The sequence below is a fragment of the Dyella thailandensis genome, assembly GCF_050749815.1.
Lineage (GTDB): Bacteria > Pseudomonadota > Gammaproteobacteria > Xanthomonadales > Rhodanobacteraceae > Dyella_A.
On sequence record NZ_CP192735.1, the window covers coordinates 953,956 to 980,383 of the forward strand.

29 protein-coding genes are annotated in these 26,428 nt (G+C 67.5%); 18 read left to right on the top strand and 11 right to left on the bottom strand.

All coding sequences use genetic code 11. The annotated features are described in order from the left end of the window. Positions 1–21: 21 nt before the first annotated feature. From ACQVBX_RS04325 to ACQVBX_RS04365, 9 genes are all read right to left on the bottom strand, one after another. The gene (locus ACQVBX_RS04325) at positions 22–441 is read right to left on the bottom strand and encodes a DUF3293 domain-containing protein (protein ID WP_431636674.1); all 420 of its coding nucleotides are present in this window, start codon (positions 439–441) and stop codon (positions 22–24) included. After that, positions 434–1,822 (bottom strand): FAD-dependent oxidoreductase, encoded by a 1,389-nt coding sequence (locus ACQVBX_RS04330; RefSeq protein WP_431636675.1) that lies wholly within the window; start codon positions 1,820–1,822, stop codon positions 434–436. The genes ACQVBX_RS04325 and ACQVBX_RS04330 overlap by 8 nt, the downstream gene beginning before the upstream one ends. 70 nt (positions 1,823–1,892) lie before the next feature. Then, the gene (gene phbB / locus ACQVBX_RS04335) at positions 1,893–2,639 is read right to left on the bottom strand and encodes an acetoacetyl-CoA reductase (protein ID WP_431636676.1); all 747 of its coding nucleotides are present in this window, start codon (positions 2,637–2,639) and stop codon (positions 1,893–1,895) included. Between the two features lie 94 nt (positions 2,640–2,733). Further along, entirely contained in the window at positions 2,734–3,240 is a 507-nt protein-coding gene (gene phaR / locus ACQVBX_RS04340; protein WP_431636677.1) for a polyhydroxyalkanoate synthesis repressor PhaR, read from the bottom strand. 90 nt (positions 3,241–3,330) lie between these two features. Next, positions 3,331–4,884, bottom strand: a complete 1,554-nt coding sequence (locus tag ACQVBX_RS04345; RefSeq protein WP_431636678.1) for a DHA2 family efflux MFS transporter permease subunit — start codon at positions 4,882–4,884, stop codon at positions 3,331–3,333. A gap of 8 nt (positions 4,885–4,892) precedes the next feature. Next, positions 4,893–6,098 carry an efflux RND transporter periplasmic adaptor subunit gene (locus ACQVBX_RS04350; protein ID WP_431636679.1) on the bottom strand — a complete coding sequence of 402 codons (1,206 nt, stop codon included), beginning with the start codon at positions 6,096–6,098 and terminating at the stop codon, positions 4,893–4,895. Beyond that, a complete protein-coding gene (locus ACQVBX_RS04355) occupies positions 6,085–7,575 on the bottom strand; it encodes an efflux transporter outer membrane subunit (protein ID WP_431636680.1) in 1,491 nt (496 codons plus the stop codon). The genes ACQVBX_RS04350 and ACQVBX_RS04355 overlap by 14 nt, the downstream gene beginning before the upstream one ends. Before the next feature lie 26 nt (positions 7,576–7,601). Continuing rightward, positions 7,602–8,126: a MarR family winged helix-turn-helix transcriptional regulator gene (locus ACQVBX_RS04360; RefSeq protein WP_431636681.1), complete on the bottom strand. Its 525-nt coding sequence runs from the start codon at positions 8,124–8,126 to the stop codon at positions 7,602–7,604. An 81-nt stretch (positions 8,127–8,207) separates the two neighbouring features. Then, complete coding sequence (locus tag ACQVBX_RS04365) at positions 8,208–8,996, bottom strand: TatD family hydrolase (RefSeq protein WP_431636682.1); 789 nt, start codon at positions 8,994–8,996, stop codon at positions 8,208–8,210. A 178-nt stretch (positions 8,997–9,174) separates the two neighbouring features. On the opposite strand from ACQVBX_RS04365, the gene ACQVBX_RS04370 reads away from it, so the two are divergent. Continuing rightward, positions 9,175–9,744 (top strand): glycine zipper 2TM domain-containing protein, encoded by a 570-nt coding sequence (locus ACQVBX_RS04370; RefSeq protein ID WP_431638109.1) that lies wholly within the window; start codon positions 9,175–9,177, stop codon positions 9,742–9,744. Between the two features lie 11 nt (positions 9,745–9,755). After that, a complete protein-coding gene (locus tag ACQVBX_RS04375; RefSeq protein ID WP_431636683.1) occupies positions 9,756–10,247 on the top strand; it encodes a glycine zipper 2TM domain-containing protein in 492 nt (163 codons plus the stop codon). A 71-nt stretch (positions 10,248–10,318) separates the two neighbouring features. On the opposite strand, the gene ACQVBX_RS04380 is transcribed toward ACQVBX_RS04375, so the two are convergent. Then, a complete protein-coding gene (locus ACQVBX_RS04380) occupies positions 10,319–10,753 on the bottom strand; it encodes a cell wall hydrolase (protein ID WP_431636684.1) in 435 nt (144 codons plus the stop codon). A 447-nt stretch (positions 10,754–11,200) separates the two neighbouring features. Next, positions 11,201–12,013 (bottom strand): YgfZ/GcvT domain-containing protein, encoded by an 813-nt coding sequence (locus tag ACQVBX_RS04385; RefSeq protein WP_431636685.1) that lies wholly within the window; start codon positions 12,011–12,013, stop codon positions 11,201–11,203. Between the two features lie 106 nt (positions 12,014–12,119). Between ACQVBX_RS04385 and ACQVBX_RS04390 the strand changes: the two genes are divergently transcribed. From ACQVBX_RS04390 to hisG, 16 genes are all read left to right on the top strand, one after another. Next, positions 12,120–12,287, top strand: coding sequence for a DUF1674 domain-containing protein (locus ACQVBX_RS04390; RefSeq protein ID WP_431636686.1), 168 nt, complete (start codon positions 12,120–12,122; stop codon positions 12,285–12,287). 84 nt (positions 12,288–12,371) lie between these two features. Then, the gene (gene sdhC / locus ACQVBX_RS04395) at positions 12,372–12,767 is read left to right on the top strand and encodes a succinate dehydrogenase, cytochrome b556 subunit (protein ID WP_431636687.1); all 396 of its coding nucleotides are present in this window, start codon (positions 12,372–12,374) and stop codon (positions 12,765–12,767) included. Then, a complete protein-coding gene (gene sdhD / locus ACQVBX_RS04400) occupies positions 12,764–13,153 on the top strand; it encodes a succinate dehydrogenase, hydrophobic membrane anchor protein (protein WP_431636688.1) in 390 nt (129 codons plus the stop codon). Before sdhC ends, sdhD begins: the two co-directional genes overlap by 4 nt. 1 nt (position 13,154) lies before the next feature. After that, the gene (sdhA, locus tag ACQVBX_RS04405) at positions 13,155–14,942 is read left to right on the top strand and encodes a succinate dehydrogenase flavoprotein subunit (RefSeq protein WP_431636689.1); all 1,788 of its coding nucleotides are present in this window, start codon (positions 13,155–13,157) and stop codon (positions 14,940–14,942) included. A gap of 97 nt (positions 14,943–15,039) precedes the next feature. Further along, positions 15,040–15,822 (top strand): succinate dehydrogenase iron-sulfur subunit, encoded by a 783-nt coding sequence (locus tag ACQVBX_RS04410; protein ID WP_431636690.1) that lies wholly within the window; start codon positions 15,040–15,042, stop codon positions 15,820–15,822. Positions 15,823–15,893: 71 nt separating this feature from the next. Beyond that, positions 15,894–16,142 (top strand): succinate dehydrogenase assembly factor 2, encoded by a 249-nt coding sequence (locus ACQVBX_RS04415; protein ID WP_431636691.1) that lies wholly within the window; start codon positions 15,894–15,896, stop codon positions 16,140–16,142. Continuing rightward, positions 16,114–16,533 carry a protein YgfX gene (locus ACQVBX_RS04420; RefSeq protein WP_431636692.1) on the top strand — a complete coding sequence of 140 codons (420 nt, stop codon included), beginning with the start codon at positions 16,114–16,116 and terminating at the stop codon, positions 16,531–16,533. Before ACQVBX_RS04415 ends, ACQVBX_RS04420 begins: the two co-directional genes overlap by 29 nt. A gap of 129 nt (positions 16,534–16,662) precedes the next feature. Continuing rightward, positions 16,663–17,907, top strand: a complete 1,245-nt coding sequence (locus tag ACQVBX_RS04425) for a lipoprotein-releasing ABC transporter permease subunit (protein WP_431636693.1) — start codon at positions 16,663–16,665, stop codon at positions 17,905–17,907. Positions 17,908–17,911: 4 nt separating this feature from the next. Continuing rightward, positions 17,912–18,637, top strand: coding sequence for a lipoprotein-releasing ABC transporter ATP-binding protein LolD (gene lolD / locus ACQVBX_RS04430; RefSeq protein ID WP_431636694.1), 726 nt, complete (start codon positions 17,912–17,914; stop codon positions 18,635–18,637). Between the two features lie 112 nt (positions 18,638–18,749). Then, on the top strand, positions 18,750–21,071 hold the full coding sequence (locus tag ACQVBX_RS04435) for a DNA internalization-related competence protein ComEC/Rec2 (RefSeq protein ID WP_431636695.1): 2,322 nt from the start codon (positions 18,750–18,752) through the stop codon (positions 21,069–21,071). A gap of 104 nt (positions 21,072–21,175) precedes the next feature. Beyond that, positions 21,176–21,829 (top strand): MotA/TolQ/ExbB proton channel family protein, encoded by a 654-nt coding sequence (locus tag ACQVBX_RS04440; protein WP_431636696.1) that lies wholly within the window; start codon positions 21,176–21,178, stop codon positions 21,827–21,829. A 6-nt stretch (positions 21,830–21,835) separates the two neighbouring features. Next, entirely contained in the window at positions 21,836–22,264 is a 429-nt protein-coding gene (locus tag ACQVBX_RS04445; RefSeq protein ID WP_431636697.1) for an ExbD/TolR family protein, read from the top strand. Then, positions 22,261–24,036 (top strand): lipid A export permease/ATP-binding protein MsbA, encoded by a 1,776-nt coding sequence (msbA, locus tag ACQVBX_RS04450; RefSeq protein WP_431636698.1) that lies wholly within the window; start codon positions 22,261–22,263, stop codon positions 24,034–24,036. The genes ACQVBX_RS04445 and msbA overlap by 4 nt, the downstream gene beginning before the upstream one ends. 7 nt (positions 24,037–24,043) lie before the next feature. Beyond that, a complete protein-coding gene (gene lpxK, locus ACQVBX_RS04455; RefSeq protein WP_431636699.1) occupies positions 24,044–25,039 on the top strand; it encodes a tetraacyldisaccharide 4'-kinase in 996 nt (331 codons plus the stop codon). Between the two features lie 160 nt (positions 25,040–25,199). Further along, positions 25,200–25,535, top strand: coding sequence for a YerC/YecD family TrpR-related protein (locus ACQVBX_RS04460; protein ID WP_431636700.1), 336 nt, complete (start codon positions 25,200–25,202; stop codon positions 25,533–25,535). After that, entirely contained in the window at positions 25,532–26,425 is an 894-nt protein-coding gene (gene hisG / locus ACQVBX_RS04465) for an ATP phosphoribosyltransferase (RefSeq protein WP_431636701.1), read from the top strand. The genes ACQVBX_RS04460 and hisG overlap by 4 nt, the downstream gene beginning before the upstream one ends. The last annotated feature ends 3 nt before the right edge of the window (positions 26,426–26,428 follow it).

Here is a 26,428-nt window from a genome sequence, read left to right on the forward strand (position 1 = left end):
GGCGACCTGTCGCCGCGCGCATCACGGCGCGGCCTTCGTCCAATGCAGCTGTGGCGGCGCGTCGCCCGCTCCGGCGACGAAAGCGAGCTGCCCGTAACGGGAACACAGCACGCGCGCCGCGTCCGCATCCAGGCCGATCGCCAGCAGGCTCGGCTCACGCCAGCCGTCGGCCCCAACGCCGGCGGCAGCGCGGATCGCGAGGACGTCAGGACTGGCGCGCAACTCGGCCAGAAGGGCCCGCTGCGCGCTGCGATTCCGGGCCCGTGGTACCGGCTGGGACTGCGGGTTCCACGCGGTGATCACCGCCCACGGCATGCCGTGGGTCAGCGCCAGCAGGGCGCCGGGCGGCGGCGCACCGATGCGCAGGCGGGCTACGCCGCCCTGCGGCAAGCGCACCCGGTAGTCGGTGGCCAGATAGGCCGCGCGCAGGCGCTCATCCACGTTCGATCGCAGGCAAGGGCGGCAGGCTGATGCGCAGCTGGCCCAGGGCTTCTTCCATCGGCACCGCCGCCGCGCTGCCGTGCGCGGCCAGCAGCCGGTCGAGCAGGGCATCCTGCGCCGTGCCCCGTTCATAGGCATAGGCGTAGGGCAGGCTGGTGAACGTGACCATGCGGTAGCGCACCATGAAATGCGCCGGTGCCGCCTCCGCCAGGCGAGCGCCGAGCTCGCGCTTGTCCAGGTAACGCGGGTCGGTCACTGAGTCGCGCATCTCGATGTAGTTTTCCAGTGCCATCGCGGCGATCGCGTCGGCATTGGGCTTGCGTCGCTGCTGGAAGGTCTCGAACACGTCGCCGCTGCGATCGGATGCCAGCAAGGCGGCGAGCTCGACGGCGTCTTCCAGGCCGCAATTCATCCCCTGGCCGTGGAACGGCACGATGGCGTGGGCGGCATCCCCCAGCAGTACCGCACGCTCGCCCAGGTGCCAGCGGTCCAGGTACAGCGTGTAGAGATTGGGGGCCGGGTGCGCTGCAAAGTCGTGCGCAAAGCGCGGCATCAACGGCAGCAGATCGGGAAACTCGGTGCGGAAAAAGCGTTCGGCGCTGTCGGCATCGGGCAGGGTAGCGAAGCTCGGATGCGGCCCCACGCCGGGCAGGAACAGCGTCACGGTGAAGCTGCCTTCCGGATTGGGCAGCGCGATGCACATGTGGCCGCCGCGCGGCCAGATATGGAGCGCGTGCGGTTCGAGCGCGAAATGCCCGTGCGTGCTGGCCGGAGCGCCGCTCAGTGCTTCCACCGGCGGAATCTCCAGCTCCTTGTAGGCATGGCCCAGAGCTTCCACGCGCTCGCCCAGCGGCTGGCGCCGGTTCATCGCCGCGCGCACTGCCGAGCCCGCACCGTCGGCGCCGATCAGGCGGTCAAAAGCGTGTTCGCGCATCGCCCCGCTGGCGTCGACCAGGTACAGCCGCTGGCGGTCGAAGTCGACGTCGCGAATGACGTGGCCGAAGTGGAAGCGCACGCCCGACACCTCGGCGGCATCCAGTATGAGCATGTTCAGGGCGCCGCGAGACACCGACCAGATCACCTCGCTGTCGTCCACGCCGTAGCGCTGCAACGAAGGCGTTTGCTGGCCCACATGCACCATGCGACCGCGCATCATCACCGCGCGCGCTAGCACCTGCTCGGCCAGTCCGCCGCTACGTAGCGCGTGCAGTCCGCGCTCGGCCAGCGCCAGGTTGATCGAGCGACCTTCCTCGTAGCCGGCACGGCGCGGGTCGGGGCGCTTTTCGAACACCTCGACGTCGAAGCCCGCGCGGGCGAGCAGGTGCGCAAGCAGCGCGCCGACCAGGCCGCCGCCGGCGAGAGTAAGTGTGGGGGAGGCCAAGGGTGGGTCCGTCGCGTAGGGTGGCCACTGTCGATCAGGTCGGCGGCCTCTGCAAGCCGCCGCCGGGTCGTCAGAAGCTCATGAAATAGCCGCCGTTGACCGGCAGGTTGGCGCCAGTGATATAGCCGGCATCGTCGGCGGCGAGGAAGGCCACCGCGCGGGCGATGTCGGCGGGCGATCCCAGCCGGCCGACCGGAATGTCGGCCACGATCTGCTCGCGCACCACCGGCGCCACGGCAGCTACAATCGGCGTGTCGCAATAGCCGGGCGAGACCGTGTTGACGGTGACGCCCTTGCGCGCGGTCTCGCGCGCCAGCGCCATGCCGAAGCCGTGCACGCCGGCCTTGGCCGCCGAATAGTTGGTCTGCCCGAACTGGCCGGTCTGGCCGTTCACCGAGCTGAGGTTGACGATGCGGCCGAAGCCGCGTTCGCACATGCCCTCGACCACTTGGCGGCAGGTGTTGAAGATGCCGTCGAGGTTCACCCGCATCAGCTGGTGCCACTGCTCCGGCGTCATCTTGCGCAGGCTGGTGTCGCGCGTGATGCCGGCGGCGTTGACCAGCACGTCGATGCTGCCGTGGGCGCTCTCGATGCCCTCGACCAGCGCCCGGCAGCTTTCAAAATCGCTGACGTCGGCGGGGGCAAAGCCGATGGCGCCATCGAACTCGGCCACCTCGCGCATGAACGCCTCGACGCGCTCGCTGCGGGTGGCCAGGTCGACCGCGATCACGCGCCGACCGTCACGCGCCAAGTGCCGGCAGATTTCCGTGCCGAGACCGCCGATGCCGCCGGTGACGACAGCCAGTCGATTGCTCATGTCTGCTACTCAGCATGCGGCACGGCAGCACGTGCTGTGCTGCAGCGACCGCTGAAGGGGGAGGGCGCGGAGCGGCGGCGCCGCTCAGGCCGGATCAGGACTTCTTGCCGCTGCGGCCGGTGCTGCCGGCGGCGGGCGCGGCGGCCGGCTTGGCCTGCGACGCCGCATCGAGAAAGCCGCGCTGCATGGATTTCCACGCATCCATGTTGCGCTCGGTGAGGTCGTTGAGCATCGACCAGGGGGTCTGGCCCATCAAGCTGTTGAGCTGCGTGCGGAACTGCTGCTGCTGGTCGAGGAAGACCTGCAGACTGCGCTCCAGATAAGGGCCCATGAAGCCCTGCAGCGAGTCGCCGTAGAACCGGATGATCTGGCTCAGCAGCTGCGGCGACAGCATCGGCTGCCCCTTCTCCTCGTGCTCGGAAATGATCTGCAGCAGCACCGAGCGGGTGAGATCCTCACCGCTTTTGGCGTCGCGAACTTCGAAGGTTTCGCCGTCCAGCACCAGCTGGCGGATCTCTTCCAGCGTGATGTAGCTGGAGATTTCCGTGTCGTAGAGCCGACGGTTCGGATACTTCTTGATGATGCGGAGTGTTTGTGCCATGCGGCGGAAACTAGCAGAAGGTATTGCGCTGCACCAGTCGCAATGCTGCACGCCGGAGTGCAGCAAAATCGCCCCGAGCCGCCCGCCGGATCAATGACCTACGGCGCCGCCAGCGCTGCCGAAGGGCGGCTTGGCCAGCCACAGCACCGGTATCAGCGCCACGAACAGCACCGCGCAGCCCCAGAACACGTCGTTCACCGCCAGGGTCAGCGCTTCGCGGGTGAGCAGCTGATCGACCACGCCCAGCCCCTTGGTTGCCGGCAGTCCGGCATGCGAGAGCTGCTGCAGGAAACTGGTGGCGGCCGGATGGGCCGGGGTGATGTTCTCGGTCAGGGTGGCGTGGTGGAACTCACCACGGTGCTGCCACAGCGTCACCGAGAGCGCGGTGGATACGCTGGAGCCCAGCGTGCGGCAGAAATTGGCCAGCCCCGAAGCGCTGGCGATCTCCGACGCCGGCAGCCCCGAGAGGTAAACCTGGTTCAGCGGAATGAAAAAGCAGGGGATGGCGATGCCCATCACGAAGCGCGGCAGCACCAGGGTGGAGAACGAGGCGCCGCTGTCGAAGGTGGAGAACCAGTACGAGGTGATCGCGAACATCACGAAGGCGAACGTGACCACCGCGCGCAGGTCGAGTCGGTGCAGGTTGCGCCCCAGGATCGGTGCCACCAGGAAGGCCAGGATGCCCACCGGCGCCGTCGCCAGCCCGGCCCAGGTGGCGGTGTAGCCCAGTGTGGTCTGCAGCCACAGCGGGAACACCACGTTGATGCCGAAGAACGCCATCATGCCCAGCGACAGGCCGGTTACGCCCACGGTGAAGTTGCGCTGGCGAAACAGCGACAGGTCGACCACGGGGTGCTTGGCGTGCAGCTCCCACACCACCAGGAAGGTTAGGCAGATCAGCGCGATGATGCCCAGCGTGGTGATCATCGGCGAGGAGAACCAGTCGTGGTCGTTGCCGTTGTCCAGCATGAACTGCAGCGCGCCGACGCCCACCACCAGCAGCACCAGGCCGATCACGTCGATCGGCATGTTGAAGGTCTTGGTTTCGCGCTTGTGCAGCAGCGCCCAGGTGATGACCGCCGCGGCCAGGCCCACCGGCAGGTTGATGTAGAAGATCCACGGCCAGGAGAAGTTGTCGGTGAGCCAGCCGCCGAGGATCGGCCCGAAGATCGGCGCCACCACCACCGTCATCGCCCACAGCGCTAGCGCGATGCCCTGCTTTTCTTTCGGGTAGCTCGACAGAAGGAGCGTCATCGATAGCGCCACCATCGGACCGGAGCCCGCGCCCTGCATCAGGCGGGCGATCACCAGCATCGGCATCGACGTGGCCAGCCCGCACATCATCGAGAACACCACGAACAACAACACCGAGGCGACGAAGGTGCGTACCTCGCCGAAGCGCTTGGCCAGCCAGCCGGTGAGCGGCTGCATGATCGCGCTGGCCAGGGCGTAGGAGCTGATCGTCCAGGTGCCTTCGCTGGGGCTCACGCCCAGGCTGCCGGCGATGTGCGGCACCGCCACGTTGACGATGGTCATGTCCAGCACCTCCATGAAGGTGCTCAACGCGACGGCGGCGGTCAGCAGTACCAGCGCACCACCTTGCAGGGGCTTCAGCGGTGCGGCGTCGTTCGGCGTGGCAGCCATAGGGCGACTCAGCGGTTCGCGGGAAGGTTGGCCGCGATGATGCGGTCCGCCTCGACATCGGCCTTGGCCGCCATCTGGTCGTAGACATCGGTGCTGGCGACCGGCTGGGCGGCGGCCGCCTTGGCCAGCACCTCACCGTTGTCGTTGCTGATGTCCACCGTCACGTCGGCCGACAGGCCGATGCGCAGCGGGTGCTTGTCCAGCTCGGCGTTGTCCAGCGTGATGCGCACCGGCACGCGCTGCACCACCTTTATCCAATTGCCGGTGGCGTTCTGCGCCGGCAGCAGCGAGAACACGCTGCCGGTACCGGCGCCGATACCGGCCACCTTGCCGTGGTATTCGGCGTCGCCGCCGTAGATGTCCGCCTCGATCTTCACCGGCTGGCCCAGCCGGATGTGGCGCAGCTGGCTCTCCTTGAAATTCGCGTCGATCCAAAGGTTGTGCAGCGGCACCACGGTCATCAGTTGCTGGCCGGGCTGCACGCTATTGCCCAGCTGCACGCTGCGCTGCGCGACATAGCCCGAAACCGGCGCGTAGATCGCGTTGCGCTGGGCGGCGACCCAGGCGGCGCGGAAGTTCGCGCGTGCCTGCATTACCGCCGGATTGCGCGCCACGTCGGTGCCTTCCACGGCGGCGCGTGCCGCCGAGGCCTGCGCCTCGGCTGCGTCCAGCGCCGCGCGTGCCTGCGCCACGCCATCGCGCAGGTGCTGGATGATTTCCGGCGATTCCGCTTTTGCCGCGATCAGCGGCAGTCGGCGCTTGAGATCGGCCTCGGCCTTGCTCAGCTCCAGTCGGCGCGCGGCCACCTGGGCCTCGGCGCCGGTGGCGCTGTCGGTCTGCTGGCGAACCCCACGCACAGCCTGGGCCAGCGCACTGCGTGCCTGCTGCAGGCGGACGTCGGCATCGGTGCCATCGAGTTTCACCAGCACCTGGCCGGCCTCCACCCGCTGCGTGTCGTCGGCCATGATCGCCACCACGGTTCCCGGCACCTGCGCCGAAATGGCGACCTGGTTGCCGCCGACGTAGGCGTTGTCGGTTTTCTCGCGGCGGGACAGCACCAGCAGCCAGAGCAGCAGCCAGCCCGCGGCGATGAGCACGAAGATGCCCGCGACGATGATCAATGCGCGGCGGCGCTTGGCTGGGTTCTTGGCGGCCATGCCGCTGTCCTGGGTGTCGGCCGTCGTGGACTTGGCGGTGGACTCAGTGGCGCTCATCGGCAGAGGCTCCGGCGGTTGCGTGGGAAGACGAGGGGGCAGGCGATTCAGTGCCGGACGACGGCATGCGGTAACCGCCGCCCAGGGCCTTGATCAGGGCCAAGTCGGTGCTCACGGCCTGTGCCTGCAACTGCACCGCGGCGTCGTGCTGCTGCAGCAACTGCGCGCGGGCGGCGAGCGATTCACGGGCGTCGCGCACACCCTGGGCGGCACGCGCCTTGGCTGCGGCGAGCAGGCGTTCGTCGGCCGCCAGTTGCGCCTCCTGCTGGGTGCGGCGCTCGGCCAGCATCTGCGCCGTGAGCGCCTGGGTGGCCACGTCACGCGCGGCCTGCAGCACCACACTGTTGTATTGCGCCACGGCGCTGTCGAGCTGCGCCTTGCTCAGCCCATAGTTGGCCTGCAGCAGGCCGCTGTTGAACAGCGGCAAGTGCAGCGCGGGAGTGAGCGAGAAGGTGCGGCTGCTGGCCGTGAACAGCTGGCCCAGATCGATGCTGGACAACCCCGCCAGCGCACTGATGCTCAGATCCGGCAGGAACTGCGCGCGGGCGACGTCGGTCTGCTTCAACGCCGCCTCGACCTGCCAGCGGCTGGCTGCGATGTCGGGTCGGCGCGCCACCAGATCGAGGCTGGCGCCGGCGGGCAGGCCGCCGGATACCTCGGGCAGCGGACGCGGTGTCAGTTTCGGGAGTTCAGCGGGTGAAACCCCGACCAGCGAGGCCAACGCCGCCAGGCGGATCTGCCCGGAGCTGGAGATCGCCGCGCGCATCTCGTGTGCTGCGGCCAGCTGCGCTTGCGCGCGCGATGCCTCGTCCGGCAGGTCGACGCCCTGGCGCACCCGCAGCTCGGCGATATCGGTCAGGCGCCTCTGCACGGCCAGTGTCTGGTCGGCCAGCGCCAGGCGTGCGCGGTCGGCCTGCCAGCCGAAGTACGTATCGGCCACCGCGTACTCGATCGCCAGCGCGGCGGCGCTGCGCTGGGCTTCGGCGGCGTGCGCCTGATCGAGCGCCGCCTCGACGGCGGCCCGCGTCTTGCCCCACCAGTCGAAGTCGTACTGCAGCTGTACGCCGAGGTCGGCCTGGTTGTACCAGGTGAAGCCCAGGAATCGGCTGGGGATCAGCCCGTGCTCGCTCAGCCGCTGCCGCGAGACCTGGGCGTTGCCATTGATGTTGAGGCCCGCCTGTGCCGCCGCGGCGCGAATCGATTGCTCGGCGCTGCCGAGGCGGCTCTGCGCGATGGCCAGGTCCGGCGCCTGGCGCAGGGCCAGATTGATCAACTGGTCCAGTTGATCGTCGCCATAGGCCTTCCACCAGTCGGCCGCGGGCCAGCCGGCTCGCTCGCCGGCCTGGAGTCCCGCTAGCGGGACATCGTCGCGAAGAGCAGGGTGATCGAGCTTGTGGGGCGGCATGGCGCACGCGGCAAGGGCCAGCGTCAGCGCGGCCATCAGCAGGGTGCGCCCGGAGAGCGGAGCGTGCTTCATCGAGAGAGGCCTCGTCGGAACCTTGTTCATGGTGTGGGGAGCTCGTCCAGCTGATCCAGGTTGTCCGCCAGCTTGCGCAGGAGCCGGCCCAGGTGCCGCCGATCCAGATCACTGAAGCCATCGAACATCGCGCTCACACGGGGAAACAGCGTGGGCAGCATCTTCTGCACAAAGCGTTTTCCAGCGCTGGTGATCCGGATGTGCACGCGACGGCGGTCATCCTCGCCAGCGGTGCGCACGACCAGACCGCGCTTGACCAGCGCATTGCCGATGCGGGTCATGTTGGTGGCGCCCTGCGAGGTGTACTCGCACAGTTCGCCTGGCGTGGAACTGCCGTCGGGGCTGCTGTAGAGGATCATCAGCGTGAGGAATTCGCTGTGGTTGAGCTTGTGTGGTTTGAGGGTGAGCTCTAGCTCTTCCTGCAACCGCCCGCCCACCATCAGCATCAAGCGGCTGAGCTTGGCCTTCTCCGCGGGCATCTCGGGGATCGCATCGCCGAGACGATCGATCCCCTGATCCATCATCGCGATGCACTTGCACAGCAGCGCCATTTCATCAGCTCATATTTCATTGATGAACTAAAAAGATAGCAAGCGGCACGGGCTTGCCGCAAGCGGGCAGTGCGGATGCGCTCAGGTGCGTCTGCCGCGATATGCCTGCAGCTGGAACAGCTTTTCCGCGTTGGCCGAGGTTGCTGCCGCTATCGCCGCCTCGTCTTCGTCTCGAAGCTCCGCGACATGTGCCAGCGTGTCGCTCACCCACGCCGGTTCGTTGCGCTGGCCGCGATGCTCCACCCCGGGCTGATCGGGGGCGTCGCTCTCCAGCAGAAGATGATCGAGCGGCATGCTCGCTACGAGACGATGCAGACGGTGCGCGCCGGGGTAGGTCAGCGGCCCGCCAAGGCCGAGCAGAAAACCCAAGTCGAACAACTGCCGCGCCTGTTCCGCACTGCCGGAAAAGCTATGTACGACGCCGCGCAGGCCCGGCTGCCGGCGTACCGCCAGGATCACTTCCTCCACCGCGCGTCGCGCATGGATGATGACTGGCAGCCCATGCTCGCTGGCGATCGCCAGCTGCCGGGAGAAATACCGTTGCTGGGATTCGCGATCGACATCCCCGGCGAAGAAGTCCAGGCCGATCTCCCCGACCGCAACAGCCGGATGCGCCGCGAGCCAGCCTGGCAGGGCATCGAGGTGCTCCGGCCGATGCTCCGCCTGGAACATCGGATGCAGGCCGTAGGCGGGGAATACGTCGGTGTGATCGTGTGACAGTGCCGCGATCGCGTCCCAGCTGCGACGATGGATTGCCGGGACAACCATGGATCGCACACCATGCTGGCGTGCACGCCCGATGACTTGTTCGCGGTCATCGTCGAAGCGCGCATCGTCCAGGTGCAGGTGGCTGTCTACGAGGGTGGGCATGGTTGGAGTCTATGCGGATTGGCTGAGCGGTTCCCGTGGCGTGTTGCGCGTCACGTGAAGGCAAAGTGAGGGGAAAGAGCTAGGTCGTATTCAGTTACGCAGGGTTTCAATGGTCGGGCGAAACGCGAAGGGGCGCAGCTCGCGTCACCTCGCGGGGATTCTAACGAGGAGAGTCATGATGAATCGGCTGATGGTCAACGTGCTTCATGTGGGGATGGCTGTTGCGTTGGCGGCGGGTGTGGCGGGATGCAACCGCGATGCAAGTGCAGACGCCGGCGTGGCTGGCGACGCTGCAGCCAACGGGCCGAAGTATGCGAAGGTGGTCAGCGTGGATCCGGTCCGCGAGACCGTAAACACGCCCAGGCAGGTGTGCCACGACGAGGTGGTCAACACCACCACGCCGCCCAAGGATCAACACCAGATTGCCGGTACGGCCATCGGCGCCGTCGTCGGCGGTGTGCTGGGTAATCAAATCGGTGGCGGTAAAGGCAAGACGCTCGCCACGGTCGCCGGTGCGGTCGGTGGTGGCTACGCGGGCAAGAAGATCGAGCAGAGCCGCCAGCACGCCAACACCACCTCGTCGGTGGAGCGTCGCTGCAGCACGGTAAACAACTCCAGCACCAAGCTGGTCGGCTACGACGTCCGCTACGAATACAACGGGGTGACCCGCACCGTCCGCATGGACCATGACCCGGGTGACCGTGTGCAGGTGCAGGAAGGTGTCACCGCTGTTTCCGACGCTCGCTAAGAGGAGGCCTCATGGCTATCGCAACTGGCAAGACGATGTTCGTTTCCGCGGCGCTGGCAGCCACGCTGGCTCTGGCGGGATGTGAAACCGCGCCGTACGGCAACGGCGGCTATAGCCGTCCGTCGCAACCGGCCTACGGCTACGACAACCGCGGTCCGGCCCGTTGCAGCAGTTGCGGCGTGGTCAAGGAGGTGCAGCAGGTATACGTCGAGCGCAAGAGCAACGGCACGCTCGGTGCGGTGATCGGCGCGGTGGCCGGCGGCGTCCTGGGCAATCAGATCGGCAAGGGCGATGGCCGCAAGGCGGCTACCGTGGCTGGCGCGGTGGCCGGTGGCGTGGTCGGCAACAAGGTCGCCAATGCCCACAGCGGCAGCGACGTGGCCTGGCGAGTGACAGTCAGGCTGGACGATGGCCAATACACCACGGTCACGCAGGCCGAGGACCCGCGTGTGCGCGAAGGCGACTATGTGGAGGTTCAGGGCGGGCGCATCTACGCCCGGTGATCTTTCACTAAGCCTGATCGGACGTCTATACGTCCAAATGAAAAGCCCTCCTTGCGGAGGGCTTTTCTGTTTCAGTTGACCGCGTAGAAGCGGTGTTCGCCGATGGTCTGGCTGTTCTGGTTGATCGACCAGTACGGTGCCATGGCCAGGGTGGCGAAGTGGTCGGCGTGCGGTACCACCAGGCGCCGCTCGGCTGCGGGGAGCTGCCAGTTGCTCATCGACTCGCCCGCAATCTTCCACGCCTTCGCGAAAGCCTGCATGTTGGTGATGTCGAACGAACCAGGCGTGGTGGTGGTGGCGAACTGATGAGGTGCGGTGACGACCTTGCATACCGTATCGCCCCACTGGCCGCGCTCGCGGCGGCGCAGTGCGACCTCGGCGACGGCGAGCTGGCCCATGGTGGGCTCGCTGCGAGCTTCCAGATAGACCGTCGTGGCCAGGCATGCCTGGTCGGCGACCGGTTGGGGAAGCACGGAGGCCATCCACAGCAACAGGGAAAGTTTCATGTCTGCCTCCAACGTGCTGTACGCGTGGCCGACCGAGGTCGAAATCCATGCGCCGTTGCGGTGGACGGGCGGGCAGGCCGTTCCACCTGGATGAATGACACTCGGGCCGAAACTTGGGGCCTTGGGTGCCTTTGCCACGGGATTGTGGCGAGTCGGGCGGGCGCTTGGTTGTGCCTAGCCTGACCAGTGCTGCTGGGACATCGTCGAGAGCACCGCTCTCGTCCTGCCTGCAACTACTCCGCCACGGACGGCGGTCATTCCTTCCGGCAGATGTTCTTGCCGGGTCGCGCCGATCCGGAATCTTCCGGTTCGTCGCGTGCATCGGTCCACGAGGTGGTGGGCCGCTCAAAAGTTCGGCGGAGCCTAGTGGCGGGATTTTGTGAAGGCAAGTGCCGTCGCCTCCGAGTTCACGAGGCACTCACATTCGCGAGGGTGGCTGCACGATCGTCATGCGGGCCAGGTTTGGAGAAGTTCAACCGCAATTTTCTGACCGGCGTGCGTCGCCGTCACCGGCCCGTCCGCGCGCGCCAATTCACTGTGGCACAGCGCGATCGCCTCGGTGCCGCGGTCAGTCGATGTCGCATTGAGCAGTTGGATGGGAGATCCGTCGCCATCGATTTCAAGCAGGGTGCCGGAGGCTACCGGCTGCGACAATCCGACCCGGCACAGGTGTCGCTTGTTGCCACCGCGGTAGTGCAGCCGGGCGACGATTTCCTGGCCGGGATAGCAGCCCTTGTCCAGACTCACGGCGTGCAGCCGATGCAGTGAAAGCGCCGGCGGCAGGCACGTGCCGAGCAACGTGTCGGGCAGCCAGGGCCATCCAGCAGCTATCTGCAGCGAATGCCAGCGCGTGTCCGCGTTGGCATCGCTCGACAGCACCAGCGAGTGGTCGTCGCATCCGAAACGCGCGACGTTGTCGAGCGCGTGCACCTGATGCAATGGCAGCGCGTCGGCGGTCGCGAGCGACTGCGAGTTGTCGGCATGCATGGAGAGCTTCGCCCTGAACACGAAACGCGAAAGCTCGTTCTTCATCGCATCGGCGTGACCGCCGCGCAGCAGGAGCAGTAGTCGCTCCGGGGCGAGGCGAGCGAGATGGAAGAGGTAGCGCACGCGACCTTGCGCATCCAGCCATGCGCCGAACTGCCACTCGCCCGGCGCAATGGATGCGACCGCTACGGTGAACTGGGACTGCGCGAACGCAACCGCGTCCGGGCCCTCGATGAGCAGCGTCTCGGCGGTGGTGCAGGAGGGATCAGGCATGGCTGAAACAAGTGAGGGTGAGAGGGCGGCAAGGCAAGCCTGCGGCGCTGCGTCAGGTTGTGCCGACTGGGGCACAAGTATTACTCTTGTTCAGCTAAGAGACCCCATGTCCGACAATCGCTCACATCCCGACGAGAAGCCTTCGAACGCCCCGGCGTCGGGGCAGCCCGTGCCTGCGAAACCCGCAGGTCCGGTCGGGGCGCAGGAGCAACCGGCGCCGGATCCCACACGCTACGGCGATTGGGAAAAGAACGGTCGCTGCATCGACTTCTGATCTGCCGCGCCGGCAGTGGCCGGCGTGCGGATGGATAGTGATGGTCGGCGTGGAACCCAGCGATTCCACACCAGGATAGCCGCCATGGCAGACACGCGACGACCGCTTTCCCCGCACCTCCAGGTTTACAAGTGGCAGGTGCAGATGATGACCTCCATCCTGCATCGCGCCACCGGCATCGTGCTCGCCCTCGGCGGCGCGATCATCGTGTGGGGCCTGATGGCCCTCGCCGCGGGGAATGACGCGTTCGCTGCGTTCACGGCGTGTGCGGGCAGCCCGCTTGGCCTGCTGGTCCTGTTCGGATGGACCTGGGCACTCGCGTATCACCTGTGCAACGGCATTCGTCATCTGGTGCAGGACACCGGTGCCGGCTACGCCATTCCCCAGTTCGTGCGCTCGAGCTGGCTGTCGGTGATCGGCAGCGTGGTGATCACCCTGCTGGTGTGGGGCTATGTGCTGACGACCGGAGGTGCGGCATGAGCGCGAAGGATCTGCGGCACCCGATCAAGCGGGCGCGCGGGCTCGGTTCGGCCCAGTCGGGCGTGGGCCACTGGTGGACGCAGCGCACTACTGCCGTTGCGCTGATTGCGCTGGGGCTGTGGTTTCTCGTCACGGTGCTGCGCCTGGTGCATACCGACTACGAGACCGCTCGTACCGTTGTGGCCAAGCCTTGGAACGCGATCCTGCTGATCGCGTTCGTGGTCACCATGTTCTGGCATGCCGTGCTCGGCTTGCAGGTGGTGATCGAAGACTACGTGCACACGCGCTGGAAGGAAGTTTCCTTGCTGGTGCTGGTGAAGTTCCTCGCGGTGCTGGGCGCGCTTGCAAGCGTGCTGGCGGTCCTGCGCGTCGCTCTGGGAGCCTGAAGTGGAAAGCTACAAGATCCAACAGCATAAGTACGACGTGATCGTGGTCGGCGCCGGTGGCGCGGGCCTGCGCGCCACCTTCGGCCTGGCCGAGAAGGGCCTGAAGGCCGCGTGCATCACCAAGGTGTTCCCGACCCGCTCGCATACGGTGGCGGCGCAGGGCGGTATCTCCGCCGCGCTGGGCAACATGGGCGAGGACGACTGGCGCTTCCATTTCTACGACACCATCAAGGGGTCGGACTGGCTGGGTGACCAGGACGCCATCGAGTACATGTGCCGCGAGGCGATTCCGGCGATCATCGAACTGGAGCACTACGGCGTGCCGTTTTCGCGCACGGCCGAGGGCAAGATCTACCAGCGCCCGTTCGGCGGCATGACCACGCATTACGGCAAGGGCACCGCTCAGCGCACCTGCGCCGCGGCCGACCGTACCGGCCACGCGATCCTGCACACGCTGTATCAGCAGGCGCTGGCGCACGATGCCTCGTTCTTCATCGAGTACTTCGCGATCGACCTGATCTTCGACGATGAGGGCGTGTGCCGCGGCGTGCTGGCGCTGGACATGAACGAGGGCACGCTGCACTTCTTCCGCGGCCAAGCCGTGGTGCTGGCGACCGGCGGCTACGGCCGCGCCTATTTCAGCGCCACCTCGGCGCACACCTGCACCGGCGATGGCGGCGGCATGGTGCTGCGCGCCGGCCTGCCGCTGCAGGATATGGAGTTCGTGCAGTTCCACCCGACCGGCATCTACGGCGCGGGCTGCCTGATCACCGAGGGCGTGCGCGGCGAGGGCGGCTACCTCACCAACTCCGAGGGCGAGCGCTTCATGGAGCGCTACGCACCCAACGCAAAGGATCTGGCGTCCCGCGACGTGGTCAGTCGCGCCATGACGATCGAGATCCGCGAGGGTCGCGGCGTCGGCGAGCAGAAGGACCACATCCACCTCAACCTCATGCATCTGGGCGCCGAGGTGATCAACGAGCGCCTGCCGGGTATCGCCGAGTCGGCTCGCATCTTCGCCGGCGTGGATGTGACCAAGGAGCCGATCCCGGTGCTGCCGACCGTTCACTACAACATGGGTGGCATCCCAACCAACTATCACGGCGAAGTGGTGCAGCTGAAGGACGGCAATCCCGATTCGGTGGTGCCTGGCCTGTTCGCCATCGGCGAGGCGGCGTGCGTATCGGTGCACGGCGCCAACCGCCTGGGTTCGAACTCGCTGCTCGACTTGGTGGTGTTCGGTCGCGCGGTTGCGAACCGCTGCGCTGAGGTGATCCAGCCGGGCGCGTCGCACAAGGACCTGCCGGCAAGCGTGCTGGACAAGGCACTGACCCGCTTCGACGGCCTGCGCAACGCCAACGGCAGCACGCCGACGGCGAAGATCCGCGCGGAAATGCAGCGCACCATGCAGAGCGACGCGGCTGTGTTCCGCACCGGCGACACGCTGAAGGACGGCAAGCGCAAGATCTCCGAGGTCTACGACTCGTTCAAGGACGTCAAGGTTTCCGATCGCTCGCTGGTGTGGAACTCCGACCTGATCGAGACGCTGGAGCTGTCCAACCTGCTGGCGCAGGCGGTGGCGACCATGCATTCGGCCGAGCAGCGACCGGAGAGCCGCGGCGCGCACGCTCGCGAGGACTTCCCGGACCGCAACGACGACGAGTGGATGAAGCACACGCTGGTCAAGGTGGACGAGGCCGGCAACACCAGCTTCGAGTTCCGCCCGGTGCACATGTACACGATGACCGACGAGGTCGAAGTGGTGCCGCCGAAGAAGCGCGTCTACTGATCAGGCGATGCCGGCGATCCTGGTCGCCGGCATCGTTAGCGCATCGCAGGTGGTTGGGGCCGTCAGGCCCTCCTAACGAGATTGAAGGGTTCCGCACATGGCAGAGTTCACCCTCCCGAAGAATTCGAAGATCCAGCCGGGCAAGCATTTCCCGGCCCAGGGCGCGAAGAAGCCGCGCACGTTCCGCATCTACCGCTGGTCGCCGGACGACGGCCAGAACCCGCGCATCGACACCTATGAGGTGGACATGGCCGCGTGCGGTCCGATGGTTCTGGACGCGCTGCTGAAGATCAAGAACGAGATCGATCCCACGCTGACCCTGCGCCGCTCCTGCCGCGAGGGCATCTGCGGTTCGTGCGCGATGAACATCGACGGCACCAACACGCTGGCCTGCACCAAGGCTATCGACGATTGCGCCGGCGGTGACGTGAAGATCTACCCGCTGCCGCACATGCCGGTGGTGAAGGATCTGGTGCCGGATCTCACCCACTTCTACGCCCAGTTCGCCTCGATCAAGCCGTGGCTGCGCACGCAGAGCCCGGCGCCGGATCGCGAGCGCCTGCAGTCGCCGGAAGACCGCAAGCACCTGGACGGCCTGTACGAGTGCATCCTCTGCGCGTGCTGCTCCACGAGCTGCCCGAGCTATTGGTGGAACGGCGACAAGTACCTCGGCCCGGCGATCCTGTTGCAGGCCTATCGCTGGATCGTCGACTCGCGCGACGAGGACACCGGTGCCCGCCTGGACGATCTGGAAGACCCGTTCAAGCTGTATCGCTGCCACACCATCATGAACTGCGCGCGCACCTGCCCGAAGGGCCTGAACCCGGCCAAGGCGATCGCCGAGATCAAGAAGCTGATCGTGCAGCGCCGCGCGGCCTGACGGCCCGCCTGCTAGTGTCTGGATCTGCGGGCTGCCTCCGGGCAGCCCGCATGCTTTGGAGAACCGGAACCGTGGAAGAAGCCCGCATCAAGCGCCTGCGCTGGCGCACCCGCCGGGGCACGCGCGAGCTGGACGCCCTGTTCGGCGGCTGGCTGGACGAGCGTTTCGCCACGGCGGACGAAGCGACCCGGTTGGCGTTCGACGCGTTGCTCGACGTGCAGGATCCCGACCTGTGGGACTGGGTGATGGGCCACGCCCGCGCGCCGCGCGAAGATTGGCAGGCGATCATCGATGACATCCGCGCCCGCCATCGGCTTTGAATACCGGCCGTCCCGGCTGCTGCAGCGCCTGCGCGGTTTGCTGGTGGTGCTGGCGGTCGTGGCGCTGCTGCTCAGTGGCATGGCGCTGTTGGTACGCCTGCTGCTCGGGCTGCTGCTGATCGGCGTTCTCGCTCTCATGCAGCGCCGGCAGCGCGCGACGCCCACGGCGGTGGGCTGGCACCCGATGTCCGGCTGGACCGTGCGAATGGCCGACGGTAGCGATGCGCCGATGAGCCTGCGCTCGTTTCGGGTGCTGGCCGGCTGCGTCGTCCTCAACCTGGCCGGCGAGGGCGGGCGCCACGATCTCTGGCTGCTGCCGGACAACAGCGATCCGGACACGCGGCGGCGCCTGCGCATGCGTCTTGCCGCGACCGGCGGCCAGACGCCCTAGCGCCCCGAGCCGGTTGCCGGTTGCAGCGGCATCGGGCACTCTGCCGCGCTGGTGCGGTCCATGCAAAGCCCTGCAACTCAGGGATGTTCCGCTGGCCGGTGTCGCCGGCTCTCCACAGATCAGGTTGCCATGTTCCGACCGCTCGAACTCTTCATCGGCCTGCGCTACACGCGCGCCAAGCGCCGCAACCAGTTCATTTCCTTCATCTCCACGGTGTCGATCATCTGCATCTGCATCAGCGTGATGGCGCTGATCACCGTGATGTCGGTGATGAACGGGTTTGACAACGAGCTGCGCTCGCGCATCCTCGGCGCGGTGTCGCACGCCACCATCTCCGGCGTGGGCGAGAGCATCCACGACTGGCAGGGCACGGTGAAGCTGGCCGAGGCCAACCCGCACGTGCGCGGTGCGGCGCCCTACGTCGACCTGCAGGCGTTCCTGCAGGGTACCTACGGTTCCACCGGCGCCATGGTGCGCGGCATCGAGCCGGCGCAGGAGCCAAAGGCCTCGGAGATCGATAAGCACATGGTGCAGGGGCGCTGGGATTCGCTCACGCCCGGCAGCTGGAACATCGTCCTGGGCAAGGAGCTGGCGATGCAGCTCGGGGTGAATGTTGGCGATCGGGTGATCGTCTACGTGCCGCAGTTGCGCGCGACCCCGATGGGTGCAGTGCCGACGGTGCGTGGATTCCATGTGTCGGGCATCTTCGAGCTGGGCATGCAGCAGTACGACTCCGGCCTGGCCCTGATCAACATGGGCGATGCAGAGAAGCTCGGTGACCTAGCCGGCCCTACCGGCATCCGCCTGCGCCTGGACGATCTATGGAATGCCGGCACGGTGGCGCGCCAGCTGAGCGATCAGCTCGGCCAGCTCTACAGCGTGCGCACCTGGATGCAGGAAAACAGCAACTTCTTCTCCGCCATCTCGATGGAGAAGAAGGTGATGTTCATCATTCTCTCGCTGATCATCCTGGTGGCGGTGATCAACCTGATCTCGATGCTGATGATGCTGGTCACCGACAAGCAGGCCGACATCGCCATCCTGCGCACCCTCGGAGCCACACCGCGCAGCATCATGGGCATGTTCATGGTGCAGGGTTTGCTGGTGGGCTTCGTCGGTATCGGCTTCGGCGTCGGCCTGGGCTCGCTGCTGTCGTGGAAGCTGCCGGCCATCGTCGACTGGATCCAGGACGTGTTCCACGTGCAGTTCCTGTCGCCGGACGTCTATTACATCTCCAACGTGCCCAGCAAGCTCGATGCGGCCGACGTGGGCTGGGTGGCGCTGGTCACCTTTGTGTTCTCGCTGCTGGCGACCCTTTATCCCGCGTGGCGCGCCTCGCGCACGCAACCGGCGCAGGCGCTGCGCTATGAGTAAGCCGATGAACGCAAGCAACGACGTGGTGCTGCGCGCCAGCCATATCGCCAAGAGCTACCGCGAGGGCGACCTGCACACCGACGTGCTCACCGACGTGAGTTTCGAGCTCAAGCGCGGGCAGACGGCGGCGATCGTGGGCGCGTCGGGCTCGGGCAAGAGCACCCTGATGCACATCCTCGGCGGGCTGGACACCATGACCCGCGGCGAAGTGGAGGTGGACGGACACCGGTTGTCGTCGCTCTCCGATGCCGACCGTGGCCGCGTGCGCAACCGCTCGCTGGGTTTCATCTACCAGTTCCATCACCTGTTGCCCGAGTTCACCGCGCTGGAGAACGTGTGCATGCCGCTGCTGATTCGCGGCGTGGCGATTGCGCAGGCTCAGCGCGAAGCGACCGAACTGCTCGGTCGCGTCGGACTGGCGGCGCGGCTGCAGCACAAGCCTTCCGAGCTCTCCGGCGGCGAGCGTCAGCGCTGTGCGGTGGCTCGGGCCCTGGTCACCCGGCCGGCCTGCGTGCTGGGCGACGAGCCGACCGGCAACCTGGACGAGGCCAATGCCGCTCAGGTCTACGCCTTGATGCTGGAACTCAACCGCGAGATCGGCACCAGTTTCATCCTGGTGACCCACGATACCCGCCTGGCTGCGCGCATGGACCGCACCCTGGTGCTGCACAACGGCGTGCTCACCGAACAGCCGCGCACCGATCCGGCCGCTCTGCTGCAGGAAATGTGAGCGCCCGGCGTCCGCCCGCCTCGCGGCGAGGCAAGCGCCTACGCGAATGTTGCTGATGGGGATGCGCCCACACCGCTAGCCTTGTCGCTGGCTTTCGACGATGGGCGCAGGGATGTCGCCACGACACATCGCTTGGTGCGGAGTGATTCCCGGCAGCGTGGCGCTGCTGCTCGGCGTACTGGTGGTGCAGTGCTGGCCCGCGTTGCCTGCCGGCGGCTGGCTGGTCGCCACCACACTCATCTGCTTCGCGACAACGATCGTCGGTGGGTGGCGACGCGGCTGCCGGCCGATCGGGTGGGTGGCGCTGGGCGTGGGCTGGGCGGTGCTGCACGGCAGCTGGGCGATGCAGGCAAGGCTGCCCGCGTCGCTGGAAGGCGAAGATCTGGTGGCGGTGGGTCGAGTGATCGATCTGCCGGACGTCCGCCCCGATGGCACCCGCTTCGTTCTGGCCGTGCGGTCGGCCAAGCTGGCGGGGCGTCCGATCACGTTGCATGGACGCGTACGGCTCGCGTGGTACGACGATCCGCCGGCCGTGCTGCCGGGCGACACCTGGCAATTGCGGCTCCGGCTCAAGCGGCCGAGGGGAATGATCAATCCCGGCGGCGCGGACAGCGAACGCAGTGCGCTGGAGCGTCGCATTGTCGCCAACGGCTACGTGCGCCCGAGCAGCGCAAACCAGCGGCAGACCGAGGGACGCTGCGTCGACCGTCTCCGCAGCGCGCTGGCCGACGGTATCGAGCGGCGGGTCTCTGACCCTCACGACGCCGCGCTGCTGCGCGCACTGGCTGTCGGCGACACGCGCGGGCTCTCTGCCGACGACTGGTCGGTGGCGCGGGCCAACGGGGTGTCGCACCTGCTCGCGATCTCCGGTTTCCACGTGGGCGTGGCGGCGGGCTTCGGCGTGGGTCTGGCGAGCCTGCTTTATTGGTTGTTGCCCGCGCTGGCGCTGCGCCGGCCCCGCCTGCAGGCGCAGGCGCTGGGTGCCTTGATCGCCGCCTGCGGCTACGGCGCACTGGCAGGGATGGGTCTGCCCACGCTGCGCACGCTCTTGATGATCGCCGTCGTAGTGGCGGCGCGCAGCGGGCGGCGACACGTCAGTGCCACGCATGGCCTGGCGCTGGCTATGCTGGCGATCCTGCTGGTCGATCCGCTGGCGGTGCTGTCGGCGGGGTTCTGGCTGTCGTTCGTGGGTGTGGCCTTCCTGATGTTCTGCCTTGGGACGCCACGACGCGGGCTGCTGGGTTTCCTGCGCGACCTCACCGCAGGTCAGTGGGTGATGACGGTGGCGTTGCTGCCGCTCACGTTATGGTTCTTCGGCCAGGCCTCGCTGCTGGGCGCGCTGTCGAACCTGATCGCGGTGCCGGTGGTGAGTTTCGTGCTGGTGCCGCTGGCGCTGTGCGGCGTGCTGCTGATGCTGTCGTGTCCGCCGCTGGCGATCGCGCCGCTGTGGCTGGCCAGCGTGGTGGCGCATCAGCTTTGGCGAGTGCTCGCCGGCCTGGCCGAACTGCCCGGGGCGTCGTGGTATCTGCCGGCAGTGTCGCTGTGGGCGCTGCTGCTCGCATCGGTCGGCGCACTGTGGTTGCTGGCGCCGCGCGGCACGCCCTCGCGCTGGCTGGGCGGACTGCTGTTCCTGCCGCTGCTGTGGCCGGTGCGGGCGCCGATTCCGGTGTCGGCTTTTGAAGTGTGGATGTTCGACGTGGGGCAGGGGCTTTCCGTTGCCGTGCGCACGCGGCATCACGTGCTGCTGTACGACACCGGTGCGCGCTATCCGTCGGGCTTCGATGTGGGCGCCGCCGCGGTGGTGCCTTCGCTGCACGCGCTGGGCGTGCGCCGTCTGGACGCGCTGGTGATCAGCCACGCCGATAACGATCACGCCGGCGGTGCCGGTGCCGTGCTGGATGCCTATGCGCCCCGCCTGCGCCTGAGCGGCGAACCGGCGCGCCTGCCAGTGCGGATGGACGCCTGCCCGGCCGGGCAGGCGTGGCGCTGGGACGGTGTGACCTTCCGCATCCTCGGGCCGCGCGGCGGCGAGCGCGCGGGCAACGATCGCTCGTGCGTGCTGCTGGTGGACGGCGGCGGCGACCGGCTGCTGCTCACCGGCGACATCACCCGGCGGGTGGAGGCGACCGTCGCCGCCGCGATTCCGGCCGGTCAGCCGCTGGTGCTCAGCGTGCCGCATCACGGCAGCAAGACGTCCTCGTCGGAGGCGTTCGTGCAGGCGCTGCATCCCGCCCTGGCGCTGGTATCGGCCGGATGGCACAACCGCTTCGGGCATCCGCATCCGGATGTGGTGGCGAGATACCGCGATGCCGGTGTGACGCTGCGCAACACCGCCCGCGCGGGAGCGATCCGGCTGGACTTTCCTGCGCATGGGCCGGTGTCGGTGAGTGCCGGCGAGCGTCGTCGCCAGCGCCGTTACTGGCGCGAAAAATAGCGCGCTTCGGCCGATCGTCCACATCCGGACGCAGCCCACGGAACCGCGCCGGTGGACTGGTATGATGCGCGCTTCGTTCTTGGCTGCTTGGTGCGGGAGTCGTCGTGCTGGAAATCCTGATGGCTGGCGGTTGGGCCATGGCGCCCATCCTGTTCTGTTCGGCGATCGCGCTGGCGATCGTGCTGGAGCGCTTCTGGTCATTGCGCCGCGCGTCGGTGCTGCCGCCGGGCCTGGGCGGCGAGGTGCGCGAATGGGCACGCAGCGGCAAGCTCGATCCGCAGCATCTCGATGCGCTGGCCAACGGTTCGCCGCTGGGAGAACTGCTCGCCTCGGCGCTCGCCGTGCGCGACCGCTCTCGCGAGATCATCAAGGAGCGCCTGGAAGACACCGGACGCCACGTGGCGCACCGCATGGAGCGCTACCTCAACACGCTCGGCACGATCGCGCTGATCGGCCCGCTGCTCGGCCTGTTCGGCACCGTGATCGGCCTGATCCGCATGTTCCTGGACGTGATGAAGGGCGGCGTCGGCGATCCCATGAAAATGGCCGGCGGCATCGGCGAAGCGCTGATCTGCACGGCCTCCGGCCTGGTGGTGGCGATTCCGGCCTACGTGCTGCACCGTTACTTCCGCTCGCGCGTCACCGGGTATTGCGTGGAGATGGAGAAGGAAGCCATCGCCCTGCTCGACGACCTGACGCTGGGCGCCGCCACCGCTCCTGCGGCGCCGCGTGCGCGCCGCACCCCGGCTGCCGGGTAACTCGCCATGCGTATTGGTTCGGACCGTCGCCGCGACGATTTCGAGATCAACGTGATCCCGTTGATCGACGTGCTGCTGACCTTGCTGATGTTCTTCGTGCTCACCACCACCTTCGTGCAGCACTCGCGCATGCAGGTAACCCTGCCCAAGGCCAGCGCCGAAGAGCGCGACGTGCAGCAGCCCGTGCTGACGGTGATGATCGACCGTGACGGCCGTTTCTACGTGGGCAGCGACGAGGTGATGGGCGAAGGCATCGAGCCGCTCAAGCGCATGCTCGAACAGAACGCCGGCGACCGCCGCGACGGCCAGGTGGTGATCCGCGCCGATGCGATGACGCCGCACCAGTACGTGGTCACCGCCATGGACGCGCTGGGCCAGTTGGGCTTCACCAAGCTATCGATCGCCACCACGCCGACCGAGGCGGCGGCGCGTTGAGCGCCGGCAAAAAGCCGGCGCTGTGGGACGCGCACACCCGGCGCGTCTACGGCCGCCTGCTGGGCTATACCCGGCGGCACGCGGGCATCGGGCTGCTGGCGGTGGTGGGCATGGCGGTGGATGGCGCCGGCCTGGCGGTGTTCACCAAGCTGCTCCAGCCCATGTTCGACCAGCTGTTCGCGAACAAGGATCCGTACCTGATCTTCTGGATGCCGATCTGGATCATGGCGATCTTTACCGTGCGCGGCATCGGTACCTTCGTCAGCAACTACGGTATCGCCTACATCGGCCGCAGCGTGGTGCAGACCATCCAGCGCGACGTCTTCGCCGCCTATCTGCGCCTGCCGGCCACCTTCTTCGGTGCCGAGCCGTCGGGCCAGCAGATCTCGCGCATTACCTACACTTCCGAGCAGGTCGCCTCCGCCTCGACCGATGCGGTGAAGATCGCGGTGACCGAGGGCGTCACGGTGATCGGCATGTTCTACGTGATGATCTCCACCAGCGCGTATCTCACCTCGGCGCTGCTGGTGATGATTCCGCTGGTGGTGCTGATCGCCAGCGTCGTGAGCAAGCGCTATCGCGCGATCAGTCGGCGCATCCAGGGTTCGATGGGCTCGGTGACCGGCACGGTGGAAGAGTCGGTGGGGGCGCATCGCGAGGTGCGCATCTACGGCGGTCAGCCACATGAGGCGCAGCGCTTCGATGACGTCACCCAGCGCACCCGCCGGCTGAATCTCAAGATCGCCGCCACCAGCGCGATGTCGAGCACGGCAATCCAGACGGTGGCGGCCTTCGCCCTGGCCGTGCTGGTCTATCTCGGTACCCGTCCCGAGCAGATCGACAAGATTTCCTCCGGCGTGTTCATCGCCGTGCTCACCGCGATGGGCGCCATGATGCCGTCGCTGAAGCGGCTGGCGAACGTGCAGGCGAACATCCAGCGTGGCGTGTCCGCGGCGGAAGACCTGTTTGAGGTGATGGATCTGGCGCCCGAGCGTGATGACGGCACGCTGGCGCTCACCCGCACACGCGGCGACCTGGTGTTCGAAGGCGTACGCCTGCAGTACCCGCGCAGTGAGTCGGAAGCGTTGCGCGGGGTCGACCTGCACTGCGCGCCGGGCACGGTGACCGCGCTGGTGGGCCGGTCGGGTAGCGGCAAGAGCACGCTGGTCAGCCTGCTGCCGCGTTTCTACGAGCCGAGCGACGGACGCATCGTGCTCGATGGCGAGAACTACCTCCACTACACGCTTGGTTCGCTGCGTCGGCAGATCGCCTGGGTGGGGCAGAGTGTGGTGCTGTTCGATGGCACCATCGCCGAGAACATCGCCTATGGCGAGCTGGCCGGCGCCAGTGAGGCCGATATCGAGGCCGCCGCCACGGCCGCCAACGCGATGGAATTCATCAGCCGCATGCCGCAGGGGCTGCACAGCCCGATCGGGCAGGGCGGTGGCATGCTCTCCGGTGGGCAGCGCCAGCGCATCGCCATCGCGCGGGCGATTCTGAAGAACGCCCCGATCCTGGTGCTCGATGAGGCCACCAGCGCGCTGGATACCGAGTCCGAGCGGCTCATCCAGCAGGCGCTGCAACGCCTGATGAAGGATCGCACCACGCTGGTGATCGCCCATCGCCTGTCCACTATCGAGGGCGCCGACCAGATCGCCGTGATGGACCAGGGTCGCATCGTGGAGCGCGGCACGCACGCCGAGTTGCTGGCGATGCAGGGTCACTATGCCGCGCTGCATCGTATGCAGTTTCACCAGCCGGCCAGCGACTGAGCGACCGATGGCGCTGGCCGACACGCTGCAGGCGAGCTGGTACGGCACGCGCGGCGCGCCGCTCTGGACCTATCCGCTGGCCTGGCTCTACGGCGCGCTCACCGCGCTGCGCCGCGGCCTGTACCGCATCGGCTGGCTGCGCAGCACCAAGCTCCCGGTGCCGGTGGTGGTGGTCGGCAACATCACCGCTGGCGGCACCGGCAAGACCCCCCTCACGCTTGCGCTGGTCGATGCGCTCAAGGCACGCGGCTGGCGACCGGGCGTGGTCAGCCGCGGCTACGGCGGCACCCAGCGCGAACCGGCCTTGCTGGACGACCACCCCGATCCCGCGCGCTACGGCGACGAACCCTGCCTGATCCGCACCAGCGGCGTGCCGGTGGCGGTGGGGCGCGATCGTCCCGCCGCGGCCGAGCTTTTGCTGCAGGCCGGCTGCAATGTGGTGATTGCCGACGATGGCCTGCAGCATTACGCGCTGGCGCGCGATGTGGAAATCTGCGTGGTCGACGGTGCCCGCCGCTTCGGCAACGGTCGCCTGCTGCCGGCCGGTCCGCTGCGCGAGCCGCTGTCGCGCCTGCGTCGCGTGGATTTCCGGGTCTGCAACGGCGAGGCGGGCGAGGACGAATACGCTATGCACTTGGCGGGTGGCATGGCGGTGTCGCTGACGGACGGGGCCACGCGTCCGCTGTCCGACTTTGGCGGCCAGACGGTGCACGCGGTGGCGGCCATCGGCCACCCTGAGCGCTTTTTCCAGAGCCTGCGCGCGCAGGGGCTCACCGTCATCGGCCATGCCTTTGCCGATCACCACGCCTTCGTCCCGCAGGATCTGACCGTGGCCGGCGATGCGCCGCTGCTGATGACCGACAAGGACGCCATCAAGTGCCAGTCCTTCGCCCGCCCTGGCTGGTGGCGCGTGCCGGTGCGTGCCGTGCTGGACGACGACTTCATCGTCGCGCTGTGCCGCCGGCTCGATGAGGCCGCAGGGCGTTTGCCCGCCGCACGCTGACCCGCCGCGTCCGCGCGCTCGGATTTCCTGACCGCTTCGGTTTTGCCCGCCGCGCCTTCGGGCGGCGTTTGGCTGCGACATGGCGTGTCCGTGAGGCTCGCTCGACATCCGGCGTTACCCTCGCTAGACTCGTTCTATTGTATTAACGCGTTATTACATTATGAAACGCCGTTCCGTCGATCCTGAAACCCCCGCCGAGTCTGCCGAGCTGAGCCTCTGCGAGGCTTTGCTGTCGCTGAAGAACGCCGATGAGATGTCGGCATTCCTGCACGACCTGTGCACGCCGGCGGAGCTGGAGGTGCTGGTGGACCGCTGGCGGGTGGTGCCGTACCTGCTCGAAGGCGTCTCCTACCGCGAGATCCACGAGCGGACGTCCGTGAGCATCACCACGATCGGCCGGGTGGCTCGGTATCTCAACCAGGGCAGCGGCGGTTACCTGGCGGCGGCCGCGCGGGCGGCCCGGCGCCGCACGCATCAGAAAAAGGACAAGGCATGAAAACGCGCGATCGCCTGCGCATTGCGATGCAGAAATCCGGCCGGCTCACCGAGCCGGCGCTCGACGTGCTCAAGCGCTGCGGGCTGACCTTCCGGCAGAGCCGCGACAAGTTGTTCTGCTTCGGCGAGGGGGAGCCGGTGGACCTGCTGCTGGTCCGCGACGACGACATCCCCGGGCTGATCGAGCAGGGCGTGTGCGACCTCGGCATCGTCGGCCGCAACGTGCTGGACGAGTTCTCGCTCACTGCAGGGATCGACGGCGCACCGCTGAAGGAGTGGCGTCCGCTCGGGTTCGGCCGCTGCCGGCTTTCGGTTGCGGTGCCTCAGGAGATGGCCTACGAGGGTGCCACCAGCCTCGGCGGTCAGCGCATTGCCACCTCGTATCCCGGCCTGCTGGGCAAGTGGCTGCGCGATGCGGGCGTCGATGCGCAGGTGGTGACGCTGGCCGGTTCGGTGGAGATCGCGCCCAAGCTTGGCACCGCCGACGCCATCTGCGACTTGGTGCAGAGCGGCGGCACGCTGGTCGCCAATCAGTTGCGCGAGGTCGACGTATTGCTGGAGAGCGAGGCGGTGCTCGCCGGCCCGGCCACGCTGCCGTCGGACGAGCGCGGCGACATGTTGGAGCTGCTTTTCAAGCGGCTGGATGGCGTGATCCAGGTGAGCGAATCGCGCCTGCTGCTGCTGCAGACCTCCCGCGGCAACTTGGAAGCGGTGACCCGGCTGCTGCCGGGCGGCCCGCAGCCGACCCTGCTGCCGGTGGCCGGCCAGCCCGATCAGCTGATGTTGCAGGCGCTGTGCGCCGGCGAGGTGAGCTGGCGCCAGCTGGAAGAGATCAAGAAGGCCGGCGCGCGCGAGATGTTCGTGCTGCCGGTGGAAAAGATGCTCGCCTGAGCG